Raw genomic sequence first — 14,021 nt, 5'->3', positions numbered from 1 at the left:
AACAGCCGCTTAATTGTCTTTCAATTCTCAGTTTTCAGCTGTTTTTCCTTTTCTGTCAGTCAGAAATTGGAAAAAAATTAGTAAGTTTGCAGCTTGAAAATAACCCATAGTGCCTGACTTACAGACCAGAACAGGCAGGCTATCCACAACAGATCATGGCAAAGAAAGACAACGAACTAACCCCGATGATGAAGCAGTTTATGTCGCTGAAGGCAAAGCACCCCGACGCGCTGCTGCTGTTTCGTTGCGGAGACTTTTATGAGACATACCTTCAGGACGCCGTAGACGCCAGCAAGATACTGGGCATAACGCTCACCAGGCGCAACAACGGAGGCTCGAAAGACCCTACGGAGATGGCCGGATTTCCGCATCATGCGCTCGACACATATCTGCCAAAGCTCGTAAGGGCGGGCAGGAGAGTGGCCATCTGCGACCAGCTGGAGGACCCCAAGCTCACCAAGAAGCTCGTTAAGCGAGGCATAACCGAACTGGTTACGCCCGGAGTGGCCATGACCGACAATGTGCTTAACTACAAGGAAAACAACTTCCTGGCCGCCGTCAACTTCGGCAAGACGGCCTGCGGAGTGGCGTTTCTCGACATATCTACCGGCGAATTCCTCACGGGCGAAGGCTCCTACGACTATGTAGAGAAGCTGCTCGTCAACTTCTCGCCTAAGGAAGTGCTCTTTGAGCGCGGCCGCAGGGCAGAGTTTGAGCGCTGGTTCGGCAACAAGTTCTTCACCTTCGAGCTCGACGACTGGGTTTTCACCGAGCAGTCGGCCAACCAGAAGCTGCTGAGCCACTTCGACGTAAAGTCGCTCAAGGGCTTCGGCGTGGAGCATCTAAGGAGTGGAGTGGTGGCGAGCGGAGCCATACTTCAGTATCTCGAGATGACGCAGCACACGCACATTGGCCACATAACGTCGCTCTCGCGCATTGAAGAAGAGCGCTACGTAAGACTCGACAAGTTCACCATACGCTCTCTGGAGCTGCTGCACCCCATGCAGGACGACGGCTCGTCGCTGCTCGACGTCATTGACCGCACCGTGTCGCCGATGGGCGCCCGCATGCTGAAGCGCTGGGTGGTGTTCCCCCTGAGAGATGCCCGCGTGATAGAAGACAGGCTCGACGTGGTTGAATATTTCTTCCGCCATCCCGAATTTAAAGACCTTCTCGACAGTCAGCTCCACCGCATAGGCGACCTGGAGCGCATCATATCAAAGGTTGCCGTGGGCCGTGTGTCGCCGCGTGAGGTGGTGCAGCTCAAGACAGCCCTGCAGGCCCTGGTGCCCGTAAGGCGTGCATGTCTCGAGGCAGACAACGCCGTGCTGCGTCGCATTGGCGACCAGATGGCGCTGTGCGAGGGCCTGCGCGACCGCATTGAGCGCGAGGTGAACGAAGATTCGCCGCAGCTTGTGAGCAAGGGCGGCGTGATAAAGAACGGCGTAAGCAGCGAGCTCGACGAACTGCGCAACATAGCCTACAGCGGCAAAGACTATCTGCTGAAGATACAGGAGCGCGAAACCGAGCTTACGGGCATATCGTCGCTGAAGATAGGCTACAACAACGTGTTCGGCTATTACCTCGAAGTGCGCAACATCTACAAGGACAAGGTGCCGGAGGAGTGGGTGAGAAAGCAGACTCTTGCCAACGCCGAGCGCTATATAACGCAGGAGCTGAAGGAATATGAGGAGAAGATTCTGGGCGCCGAAGACAAGATATTGCAGCTGGAGAGCAAGCTGTTCTCCGAGCTGGTGCTGTCGATGCAGGAGTATATCCCCGCCATACAGACCGACGCCTCGCTCATAGCCCGTATCGACTGTCTGCTGTCTTTCGCAAAGACTGCCGCCGAGCACGGCTACATCCGACCTGCCATTGATGCCGACAACATTGTGCTCGACATACATCAGGGACGCCACCCGGTGATAGAGACGCAGCTGCCCGTGGGCGAGAGCTATGTGCCCAACGACATATACCTCGACGACAAGAAGCAGCAGATAATAATAATCACAGGTCCGAACATGGCCGGAAAGTCGGCTCTGCTGCGTCAGACTGCGCTGATAGTGCTGCTGGCCCAGATAGGATGCTTCGTGCCGGCAGAGAGCGCCAGAATAGGTCTGGTTGACAAGATATTCACACGTGTGGGAGCGTCGGACAACATATCGCTGGGCGAGTCGACCTTCATGGTTGAGATGACCGAGGCCGCCAACATTTTGAACAACGTTACTCCGCGCTCGCTGGTGCTCTTCGACGAGCTTGGCCGAGGCACGTCTACATACGACGGAATAAGCATAGCGTGGGCCATTGTGGAGTATCTGCACGAGCATCCCAAGGCTCAGGCGCGCACGCTCTTTGCCACTCACTATCACGAGCTCAACGAGATGGAGAAAAACTTTGCCCGCATAAAGAACTTCAACGTAAGCGTAAGAGAGTCGGGCGGCAAGGTTATCTTCCTGAGAAAGCTCGAGCCGGGCGGCTCTGAGCACTCGTTCGGTATACACGTGGCGCAGATAGCCGGCATGCCAAAGAGCATCGTGAAGAGGGCAGAGACCATACTGAAGGAGCTTGAGGCCGACAACGCCCAGGTGGGCGGAGTGGGCAAGCCGTCGGCAGATAAGATAAACATGAGCCGGCAGGGCATGCAGCTCAGCTTCTTCCAGCTAGACGACCCAGTGCTGTGCCAGGTGCGCGACGAGATATTGGGGCTCGACATCAACAACCTGACGCCCGTGGAGGCGCTCAACAAGCTGAACGACATAAAGCGCATAGTTACAGGCAAATAGGGCAGGGCTGCCGCCGTGGCGCGGCGCACGCTGTCGTGGCGGCAGAAAACTAACCCCCAACAGGTCATCATACAGCACATGGTTTTATCACTTTTGTGCATTCAGGCTTTCATACCGAATCATAATAGCCGATTTGGGTTAAAGACAAGGCGCCGCATGGCAGCCCCTCAGACATTTTAAGTCTATGACTGTCGGCATGAATGAATGTCGTAAGTCATCAACATATACGCACACTGATAATAAGTTCTGCGCCGTGATTTAAATCAGAACACAATACAAAGGAGAACATTTCTCCGTGGAGAATAAAGACAAAAGAAAGGATAGCATAATCAGAAAGGAGAACAGAATAGTTGCAGGGGACAGTATTACAGCCGTAAAAGACAAAATATGCCGGCAGAAGACATAATAAATTGGTTACAGCGGACAAAATACACCGGCCACAGAACACCCGACACACCGGCAATAGGCTCAACATCCGGCATCCCAATACCCCTCAAGTCAAATCATAATTATCCATTCTCCATTCTCAATTCTCCATTAGAACAGATTTGTTTTCAAGTCAAAATATTATGCAGAAAAAGACAATATTTCTAACAAGGCGTTACATCCTTTTTATTATTTCGGTGTTTATCAACGCCTACGGCATTGCCTTTATCACAAAGGCTCTGCTGGGCACGTCGCCCATAACGAGCGTCAACTACGTGCTGAGTATGTTCACGCCCCTTACCATGGGCCAGTGGACCATTATCGTAAACCTTCTTTTCGTGGCCACAGAGCCGCTCATGATGAGCCGCTCACAGCTGCGCGCCGATCTCCGCATGTATCTCATACAGATACCCGTTACGCTCTGTTTCGGCACGTTTATCGACATATCCATGTCGTCGCTGTCGTGGCTTCAGCCCGAGGCATATCCCATGCAGCTGCTCAGCATGCTCGCCGGATGCGTCATTCTGGCGTGCGGCATAACGCTCGAGGTTAAGGCCGACGTGGCAATGGTGGCGGGCGAGTTCTTCGTCAGGGTGCTGGCAAGGCGCATAGGCGGCGACTTCGGCTACGTCAAACTGGGCTTCGACGTGGGCAACGTCATCCTTGCCTGCGTGTTCTCTATGCTCTTCATAGGCGGCATACACGGCGTGCGCGAGGGCACGGTGGCTGCGGCGCTGCTCGTGGGGCCGATAGTTCACTTCCTCACACCGTTCTGCCGCGTGCTCAACGGCGTGCTTGGCTACTCTAAGCAGACCGAAGGCAAGGCAGCCGCAGCGCCTGCCGACGTGGTGGTTACCATAGCCCGCGAGTTTGGCAGCGGCGGCCACATGCTGGGCGAGATGCTGGCGTCGAGACTCGGCGTAAGGCTCTACGACCGCGAATTTATAAAGATGGCGGCAAAGAGCAGCGGCATCAACGAAGACTACATAAGGCGCAACGAGCAGACCATACCGTCGTTCTGGCTGAAGTGCATACTGTCGCAGGGCTACGGCACGCAGGCGGGCAGGGGACTGTCTGACGACGACGTGCTCTTCCTTGCCGAGAGCAAGATAGTGCAGCAGCTGGCCGACAAGGAGCCGTGCGTCATCGTGGGGCGCTGTGCCGACTTTGTGCTGAAGGGCCGTCCGGGCGTTGTGCGCGTGTTCTGCTATTGCGACCGTGACACGGCCATCGACCGATGCACGTCTGAATACGGCCTGGACAAGGTTAAGGCGGAGGCTGAGATAAAGAGGCTCAATAAGGCCCGCGGCACTCACTATGAATATTACACGGGTCAGCGCTGGGACGATCCGCGCAACTACGACCTGATGATAAACACAGGCTCGATGACGTTAGACCAGGCGTGCGACATCATCGTGCGCATGTATGCCAACGCCAAGGCAGGCATGAAGGCAGCCGGGGCCGGCCGTACTGAGGCCTGACGCTGCCGTGGCTCATACCCTATGGCGTGCCCTACGGCGGCATGGTATGCATCAGTCTGCCGCCGACGCTGGCGTGCATCGCCCTATATTGTATAACGCATTGAATTTCAGTGTATTATAAAAGGCCGCCTTTCGGCCTCTGATATGTGCTCTTTTGCCGTGCAGAAGATATGCTTTTGCCGTGCGAAAGGGCACATATCGTTTTTTGGCGGTTCGTTGCAGGTGTTTTATTTCCGCAAAATATCCCCAAAACCTGCCGCCGGCATTAAGGGTGGGTTGATGCCATACAAGGCGTTGGTCGACACAAAATGCTGTTTTTTCGGGCAGGGCCTTTCGGTTTGTTGTTTTTTTCTTATTTTTGCACGGAGAAACAATCGGCTATTTTTACAAATAAAACAAGTGAACACATACATTTCTTGAACATTAAAAAAACTATTTATGAAGAAAATTATCCTTACATGTCTGGCGGCGGCGATGACCCTGGCAGGCAGCGCACAGGAGACGGCTACAATCGACGGAATAACTTATCTGCTCGACGGCGGAAAGGCATCGGTGATGCAGCAGAAGGGACTTACGGGCGACATCGTGATACCTGAGACCGTGAGATACGGCGGAGATGACTATACGGTTACCACCGTGCAGAACAATGCCTTCAGCGGAAACGACATTACGGGAGTTGTGCTTCCCAACACTGTTACCGTGATGGGCTCGTCGTGCTTCTCGTCGTGTTCTAAGCTTGTATCGGCAGACCTGCCCGACAACATAACTTCGCTGGGTGGCAACAGTTTCTCTTTCTGTTACTCTCTTAAGTCGGTAGACCTGCCCGAAGCTCTCGTATCGCTCGGTGATATGTGCTTTGAGCGTTGCTACATGCTTGAGACGATTGAGCTGCCGGCAGGAGTTACATCGCTTGGCAGCGCATGTTTCTCAGGCTGCGACAAGCTTAAGGCAATCAGTCTGCCCAAGGGCATCACGGAGCTTGGCTATCAGTGCTTCTACGCCTGCAAGAGCCTCACGTCGGTAACTCTGCCGGCAAGTCTGACCACTATGGGCGAGAGCTGCTTCCACGGCTGCTCGTCGCTTGGATCGGTGAAGTTTGAGGGAAGCCTGACGGAGCTGAAGAAGAGATGCTTCTATCATTGCACTTCGCTCGAGTCGATAGACATCCCGCAGGGTGTGAGGGAGCTTGGCGAGGAGTGTTTCTCGGGCTGCACTTCGCTCACGTCGGTCAGTCTGCCCGACGGCATCACCGACTTAAGGAGCAGTTGCTTCTCAGGCTGCACCGCACTTCAGGCAATAACATTGCCCAACAGCATAGACAACATAGAGAGCAGATGCTTCGAGAGCTGCTCCGCTTTAGAGTCGATAGTCGTGCCGAGCGGCGTAACGAGGCTCTACGAAGAATGTTTCAGCTACTGCTCAAAGCTGGCTTCGGTAACCCTGCCGGAGAGTATCGAGAAGCTGTATGATGACTGCTTCAGCAACTGCATCTCGCTCAGCGGAATAGCTCTGCCTGCCGGACTGAAGAACATTGGCGCCGGATGCTTCCGCAATTGCAGCGGACTGACCTCGATACTGCTGCCAAGGAGTGTAGAGACGCTGGGCAGCGGCAGTTTCTCAGACTGCACTTATCTTGCCGACGTAACCTGCCAGTGGGACGACCCTGACGAGGTGAGCACGAGCAATTTCGTGTTCGGCGACATATACACAGAGTGCCGCCTGCATGTGCCTACAGGCACCACGGCGCTCTATAAGGTCAAGGAGCCGTGGAGCGGGTTTAAGTTTATCATAGAGGAAGACGGACAGGTGGTTGACCCCGTTAGGTGCGCCACGCCGACAATAGCCTATGCCGATAACTCGCTGACGTTCGGATGCGCCACCGAAGGGGCAGAATATCACTACACGATAAGCGCGTCTGACGCCGTTGAAGGAGCCTACTCGGCCGACGGCAATGTGGCTCTCGGCGCGGCATACGACATAACCGTGTATGCATCGGCACACGGCTATCTTAACAGCGAGGAGGCAAAGGCCGTGCTGTGCTTCATCGACGCCACGCTGAACACTTCCGGAATAAACCTTGACGAGCGCCGCGGCGTAGTGGTAAGCTCGCATGGCGGCAGCATCACCGTAAGCGGACTTGCCGACGGCGAGCAGGTTGCGCTCTACAGCGTGGGCGGCATGATGCTCTCGGCAGGAAAGGCGTCGGCAGGCAGCATAACGCTCAGCGCAGGCCGCACGGACGGCGTCGTGCTGGTGAAGATAGCCGACCGCAGCATTAAGATCAGCGTGAACAGACAGTAAAGCCATGTCAGGCCTGGTACGGCCTGTGCCCGGATTATTCATACTGCAATCGAGGTCAGGCGCATGTCAGGCGTCAGGCTTCGATTGTGTTGCATGTATGCAAGGGCGCCTGCGGCATCTGTCAGCGCATGGCAGGCCGCGGCACGTAGAGGATAAAGAGATAAAGCAAACATAAATTATACAGAAATGATACGTTACGTTGAGGAAAAAGACATTCAGGAGATAACCGCGCTCTACAACAGATACATCGTAGAGGGCGTTGAGACATTTGAGACCGAGACGCTCACCGAAGAGCAGATGGCCGAAAGGGTGGGGCACATATCGGCAAGCTGCCCTTATCTCGTGGCTGAAGAAGACGGCCGCGTGGCAGGAATATGCTATGCCCATCCGTGGAAGGAGCGCGCCGCCTACTGCAACACTTACGAGACGACGATATATCTCTCGCCCGACTTCACCCGCCGCGGCCTCGGCACCGCACTGATGCACCGCCTGATAGACGAGTGCCGCCGGCGCGGATACAAGGTGCTGATAGCCTGCATAACGGGCTGCAACGAGGCGAGCATAGAGCTTCACCGCAAGCTGGGCTTCAGTCAGGCTTCGCATTTTCACGATGTAGGCTACAAGCTCGGGCGCTGGCTCGACGTGGTGGACTTCGAGCTGAAGCTTGATTAATCCTTGTCTGTTTATATGCTCTATATGTCAGCATGGCATCATTGTTGCGCGTAAGCATCATGAAGTCATGCTGACATTCTTTTATAATGGCATTTTAAGCCCGCGTGAGCCGTTTTCTCATGCACAGCCCTACATCTTCACGCCGAACACAAGAAAACGCGTCAGAACGGATTTTATGTCCGGCAGAAAATCCCTTTTGTTATGTTTCTTGGCTTGAATGTAATGGGCAATAAAAAAGAAATTAGGGGAAATTTTCCGCAAATTTCCCCTAATTTCCCTTGTTTTACTTTATATTTCCCTTACTTAATTCATTTATTCTCTCCTCAAAGTTGTCGGCTCTGACATATCCCGTCATTCTGTTGTTGAGCTTAATCTCGCTCATTATTCCCATTTGTACAAGAGCCTGAAGGTCTGTTCTTGCCGTCTTGTCGGTTACGGCAAACTGCGTTGCTATCTCCTTGGCGGTTATTATGTTGTCGCCGTTTTTATACAGCTCCTTTATTATTCTTGCCTGTCTTAGATTTATGCCGTTCATGCCGCTTAGGGCAGTCATGCTTTCGCGCTCGCTTATCTTGCGCTGCAGGTAGAGTTTAAGTTCCTCGTATGCTTTCTTCATCGTTATCAGATTATACTGTATGAAGTAAGACAGGTCGTTGTCGTCGGCCTCGGTGTATAGGAACGCCTTTTCGTATTGCGCCTTGTTGCGGTAGATAATTCTCGATATTGAGAGATACTCCGTGAGCCAGTAGCCCTTCTTCATCATGTACCAGTAGACCAGCGAGCGCGCCGTGCGCCCGTTGCCGTCTACAAAGGGATGTATGAAGGCAAGCATGAAGTGGATTATTATTCCCTTGATAATCGGATGTATAAAGTTGTCGGGGTCGTCAGTGTTGGCAAAGTCGCACAGCTCCCTCAGCATGCCTTCCACCTCGTTGTGCGGCGGCGGTGTGTGGGCTATCTCGCCCGTTATGCCGTTCATCACCACTATGTCGTCGGTCTGCCTAAGGCTTCCTTCATATCCGCCGTTGTCGAGAGTGTCGGCAGATATGTATCTGTGTATCTCGAGAATCCTTTCGAGCGAGAAGTCGTCGTGCCTGTGTTCGGCAAGATAGTTTATCGTGGCATAGTTGTTGGCAATCATCTTCTGACTCTTGTCGCGCGGTTTCTGCTTCTTCCGCAGCATCTCTTTCGCCACCTTGCGTGTGGTCGACGCTCCCTCCATCTGGCTCGACGCTATTGCCTCTTCCATAACGGAGCTTACGAGATAGAAGTTCTTGTCGCTCTCGGGTATTATGCTGTCGGTGCCGAGGTTGCCGCCTATGTTCATGTCAAACTCGTGCATCATGGCGAGCATGTGTTCTGTAACGGTGAAGCTGAACGTGTAGCGTCCGAAGCTTATCTGCTTTGAGTTGAGCATCCGTTGCAGTTTAACGGCATGCCACAGCGCCTTGCTGCTGATGCCTTTTGGCGCGAGATATTTCACCTTGTCCCAATAATCATACCCGTTGCTGATCTTTTTCAGCAGCGGCATGTGGCTCTTGTCGGTAAACAGTTTCAGGGCTTCCAACTGTTCATCTTCGTTAATTTCGGGTGTTTTCTCAATCATTTGCGTCGTTATCTTTTGCGCAAATATATGATTAATTTCGCATAAATACATAAAAATAGGGGAAATTTTCCGCAAATTTCCCCTATTTCCCTCTATTTGTTTCCTTTCCGGCCGTTAAGCCGTAGGATATTGGTCTATTTCTCAATGCCCAGTTTCTGCATCCATTTTCCGCCCTTCATGCAGAGCAGTCCGACGATTACGAACGGGATGCTGAGCAGCTGTCCCATGTTGAGCAGCATTGAAGCCTCAAACTCTTCCTGTATGTCCTTTGTGAACTCGATGAAGAATCGTGCCGTGAAGATGAGCGTTATGCAGAGTCCGAAGAAGAATCCTGTGCCCACGCGCTGCGGCTTTTTGCGGTAGAAATACCAGCCTATGACGAAGAATATGGCGTAGGCTATAGCCTCGTAGAGCTGTCCCGGATGGCGCGGAGTCATGTCAACGCGCTCGAAGATGAACGCCCAGGGCACGTCGGTTGCCTTGCCTATGATTTCAGAGTTCATGAGGTTGCCCAGTCGGATAAAGCATGCCGTTACGGGCGTTGCTATCGCCACGTTGTCGAGCACGCGCCAGATGTTGACCTTTGTGCGGCGCACGTATAGCCAGAGGGCGATGATTAGTCCGATGGTGCCGCCGTGGCTTGCCAGTCCTTCATATCCGGTGAACTTCCACGAGCCGTCGGCCATGAAGTGTATTGGCAGTATCATCTCCACTATATGCTTGCCGCTCGACAGGAAATAGTCGGGCTCATAGAACAGGCAGTGACCCAGACGGGCGCCTATCAGTATGCCCACGAAGCAGTAGATGAACAGCGGATCGAACAGCTCCGGCTTTATCTTCTGCTCCTTGTAGAGCCTCTTCACGATGAAATATGCCGACGCAAGGCCCAGGAGCCAGCACAGCGAATACCAGCGTATGGACATCGGCCCGAGATGAAATGCCACCAGGTTGGGGTTCCACAGGATGTATAATAATTCGGAAATCATGATAGGTAATATTTATGTAGTTAGAGTAGTTAAAGGAGTTATCGCAGGCTTTGGCCTGCCGGTAGTTAAAGTCATTAGCCTTGCCTGTTGAGCAGAGCCTGTGCAGTTAACGTTTTTATGGTGCGCAGGTTTAAAGGCATTTGACTTTAACTCCTGAGCGACCATAGGGAGCGGTAACTACTTTGACTCCTTTAACTACTCTTTCAAGCCTCTTTTGCTCTTAAAATTTATACATTAAACCTGAAGTGCATGATGTCGCCGTCCTGCACAACATAGTCTTTGCCCTCGATGCCCAGTTTGCCGGCTTCGCGCACTGCGGCCTCAGAGCCGTATTTGATGTAGTCGTCATACTTTATCACCTCGGCGCGGATAAAGCCCTTCTCGAAGTCGGTGTGGATTACACCGGCACACTGAGGAGCCTTCCAGCCCTTGTGATATGTCCATGCCTTAACCTCCATCTCGCCTGCGGTGATGAATGTCTCGAGGTTAAGCAGGGCGTAGGCTTTCTTTATCAGACGGTTTACGCCGCTCTCTTCAAGGCCAAGCTCGTCGAGGAACATCTGCTTGTCTTCGTATGTCTCAAGGCTTGCTATGTCTTCCTCTGTCTTGCCTGCTATCACGAGCACCTCGGCGCCTTCGGCCTTTGCCACCTCCTCAACGCGGCGGCTGTAGTCGTTGCCGGTCTTGGCTGATGCCTCGTCGACGTTGCAAACATACAGTACGGGCTTAGCCGTCAGCAGGAACAGGTTGCGTGCGGCGTCCTGCTCTTCCTTGCTGTCAAACTCAACCACGCGTGCGTTCTTGCCCTGTTCGAGCACTTCTTTGTATGCCTCGAGCACCCCTACTTCTATTTTTGCCTCCTTGTTTCCGGCGGCTGCCACCTTCTGCTGCCTGGTCAGGCGTCCCTCGATGGTCTCGAGGTCCTTCAGCTGCAGCTCGGTGTCGATGATTTCCTTGTCGCGTATAGGGTCTATGCTGCCGTCAACGTGAGTGATGTTGTCGTCGTCGAAGCAGCGCAGCACGTGTATGATGGCGTCGGTTTCGCGTATGTTTCCGAGGAACTTGTTGCCCAGACCTTCGCCCTTGCTGGCACCCTTTACGAGTCCGGCAATGTCCACAATCTCGCAGGTTGCGGGCACGATGCGTCCCGGATGAACTATCTCGGCGAGCTTTGTGAGGCGTTCGTCGGGCACGGTTATCACGCCGACGTTAGGTTCGATGGTGCAAAAAGGAAAGTTGGCTGCCTGTGCCTTCGCGCTCGACAGGCAGTTGAAAATCGTAGACTTGCCCACATTAGGCAGTCCTACTATACCACATTTTAATGACATGTCTTATAAACGTTTATATTCCGGGCGCAAAGTTATAACAAAAAAGTGATATAACTGTCATTGTGGCGGCATAATTAATGTTATGATTTGTTGCGTGGCTGTCTGCCTCCGGCTTTATGTTGCCGCCGTTCTGGCTGCATTATCTCCGGCATGGCCCGCCGCACAGGCTGAAAAAGCATATGCCGTACGACGCAATGTCATACGTCGTTAAGGCCTTGTTCAGGCGGCAGGATAGGGCTTAATTTACGGCAAAAAGACAAAAATAGCGGATAAAGTGGCCACGTTTTGATTAATAATTCGTACCTTTGAGACCGGCCTTGTCTGATATTATGTTTTGAGTATAGCGGCTCTCTATGCATACAAGTCTTACGCCACGGCCTGCCGTCATGCAGCGTGATGCTGACATGGGCGGTATTTCTGAGTGATGTTTTGCCGCTGAAATTAATTTTATCTGTTATGCGCTTGATGTATACCCAATACGGCAGACCTGCCTTATGTCTGTCTTTCCTTTTCGCCTGTGTCATTGAATGTTGCGCTGCGGCATGCCGCGGTGTGCGCTGCGTGGCTCTACGCGCCGCTGTGGCAGCATTGCTGTTGTCGTGTGTGTGTCCTGCGGTGGCAGGCCGGGCAGAAAAGAATGCGCTGAAGGAGCGGTGGACGGCATATCTGAAGGAGTATGTGCAGAATACTCCATCCAGCAAATTTTATATGAACGAGATCAACAAGATTAACCGCAGCAACGCTGACTCGCTGAAGCCTGCGCAGCTGGCAGCAAGCTATTATCCCATGTGCAAGATGTTCACCGAGAAGGGCGACTTCCTGTCTGAGGTGCTCTTTGCCAGGATGGTGTTCAACGAGGTGAAGAAGACGGCTTCAAAGAAGACCGACTTCCTGATAATGGCAAAGTATGCCAACTCGGCCGGAATAGGCTACACGATGCTCGGATTTCATGATGAAGGCCGCAAGATGTTTGACAGGGGTTCTGCCATAGCCCGTAAGTACGGTTTTAGGAATCTATTGTCGCAGATATATACTAATCAGGCACAATTATATTATGATACGGGTGACTATGCCAAGGCTCTGAGGATGCTGATAAGTCTGAAGAGCCTGGCAGGGGCAAGCAGCATATTGTATAACAACATGGCGCTGGTCTACTGCGGACAGAAGGACATGCCCACGGCCATTGCCTGCCTCGACAGTGCGCTGCAGTGTGCCGCCGGCAACAGAGATTTGCTGTCGCGCGTTTATATCAACAAGGGCGGACTGCTCACCGAGATGGGCAAATATAAAGAGGCAGAGAGGGCTCTTGTGATGGCAGAGAAGACGCTGCCGGGCGAAAAATTTATGGTGTCAGAGCTGATGATAAGGCTCAACTTCGTACAGCTTTACATAGCCATGGGGCAGAAGCATAAGGCTCTCAGCGAGATTGAGTATATCGAGGAGAAGGTGATACCGAAGCAGTCGGACGCCATAAAGGGCAAGTATCTCAAGGAGATAGCCACTCTCTATATGAAGCTCAACTATTACGAAAGGGCGTCGAGATGCCTGCAGGAGAGCATGAAGCTCAACGACTCGCTCAACTTTGACAACCAAAAGAGGCAACTCTTCCAGATGATGACATGGTATGACATAGCACAGCTGCGCAACGACAACATGGAGCTGAAGATGAAGTATGATTTTGCCAACATAAAGCTGCGCAACAGTATGATAATAGTTGTGGCCACCATACTCGTGGCCGTGCTGCTGTCGGTGCTCGTGGTTGTCAGCATAAAGAAGCGCAAGAACGAGCAGAGGCAGAGCGCTATAATACTCGAGCAGGAAAAGAAGCTGAGGATGCTCGAGCAGAAAGAGCACGAATGGGAGAAAAAGAGAATGGAGAGCGAAATAGGAAAGAAGAGCCGCGAGCTGACAACATTCTCGATAGACCTTTCGTCGATAGACAATCTGCACAAGAACATCTGCGAGGAGCTGGCCGAGCTGAGCAAGGACATAGCCGAGGAAGACACGCGCAAGCGCGTCAACGGCATATCGCTGAAGCTGCGCCAGCAGACCGCCAATAGGCTCAACGAGGGTTTCAAGACATACTTCAACGAGGTGTCGCCGCTCTTCGACGCCAAGCTCAAGGAGGCTCACCCTAACCTTACGCAGAACGACTGCCGCCTGTGTGCCTACATATACATGGGACTGACCTCGAAGGAGATATCGCAGATAACGTTCCGCGAGGTTGAGTCGGTAGAGAAGAGCCGCAACAGGCTCCGTAAGAAGATTAGCCTCGGCAGCGACGTGTCGATACGCGGATATCTGCAGTCGATAATTGACGACGGGCAGGACAGTGCGTCATGATATATATGGGCAATAGACTGCCTGATATATATTTATCCTTATTCTTTACCCGACCCCGGCATCATCATACCAACAGCCGCCACGCGTCACTCCGA

Annotated in this window: 8 protein-coding genes; 5 read left to right on the top strand and 3 right to left on the bottom strand. The window is 52.8% G+C overall.

Annotated elements, in window-relative coordinates; all coding sequences use genetic code 11:
• Window positions 1-155: 155 nt before the first annotated feature.
• The 4 genes from mutS to QVO66_RS12380 all read left to right on the top strand — a co-directional run bounded on the left by mutS (window position 156) and on the right by QVO66_RS12380 (window position 7,663).
• Window positions 156-2,783, top strand: coding sequence for a DNA mismatch repair protein MutS (mutS, locus tag QVO66_RS12395; protein WP_288172870.1), 2,628 nt, complete (start codon window positions 156-158; stop codon window positions 2,781-2,783).
• A gap of 569 nt (window positions 2,784-3,352) precedes the next feature.
• Complete coding sequence (locus tag QVO66_RS12390) at window positions 3,353-4,690, top strand: cytidylate kinase family protein (protein WP_021855809.1); 1,338 nt, start codon at window positions 3,353-3,355, stop codon at window positions 4,688-4,690.
• 438 nt (window positions 4,691-5,128) lie between these two features.
• A complete protein-coding gene (locus QVO66_RS12385; protein WP_021855808.1) occupies window positions 5,129-6,991 on the top strand; it encodes a leucine-rich repeat domain-containing protein in 1,863 nt (620 codons plus the stop codon).
• Between the two features lie 186 nt (window positions 6,992-7,177).
• Window positions 7,178-7,663, top strand: coding sequence for a GNAT family N-acetyltransferase (locus QVO66_RS12380; protein ID WP_021855807.1), 486 nt, complete (start codon window positions 7,178-7,180; stop codon window positions 7,661-7,663).
• Between the two features lie 283 nt (window positions 7,664-7,946).
• Here the strand turns inward: QVO66_RS12380 and QVO66_RS12375 are convergent, their stop codons facing one another.
• From QVO66_RS12375 to ychF, 3 genes are all read right to left on the bottom strand, one after another.
• A complete protein-coding gene (locus QVO66_RS12375) occupies window positions 7,947-9,269 on the bottom strand; it encodes a Fic family protein (protein WP_021855806.1) in 1,323 nt (440 codons plus the stop codon).
• 134 nt (window positions 9,270-9,403) lie between these two features.
• Complete coding sequence (lgt, locus tag QVO66_RS12370) at window positions 9,404-10,255, bottom strand: prolipoprotein diacylglyceryl transferase (RefSeq protein ID WP_021855805.1); 852 nt, start codon at window positions 10,253-10,255, stop codon at window positions 9,404-9,406.
• Between the two features lie 227 nt (window positions 10,256-10,482).
• Window positions 10,483-11,583, bottom strand: coding sequence for a redox-regulated ATPase YchF (gene ychF, locus QVO66_RS12365; protein WP_021855804.1), 1,101 nt, complete (start codon window positions 11,581-11,583; stop codon window positions 10,483-10,485).
• Window positions 11,584-12,144: 561 nt separating this feature from the next.
• Between ychF and QVO66_RS12360 the strand changes: the two genes are divergently transcribed.
• Window positions 12,145-13,926 carry a tetratricopeptide repeat protein gene (locus tag QVO66_RS12360; RefSeq protein ID WP_288172869.1) on the top strand — a complete coding sequence of 594 codons (1,782 nt, stop codon included), beginning with the start codon at window positions 12,145-12,147 and terminating at the stop codon, window positions 13,924-13,926.
• Window positions 13,927-14,021: the final 95 nt, after the last annotated feature.

It is taken from the genome of Prevotella sp. CAG:255 (assembly GCF_000431195.1).
Taxonomy (GTDB): Bacteria; Bacteroidota; Bacteroidia; order Bacteroidales; family Bacteroidaceae; genus Prevotella; species Prevotella rara.
This window is presented reverse-complemented; position numbering and strand designations above follow the sequence as displayed.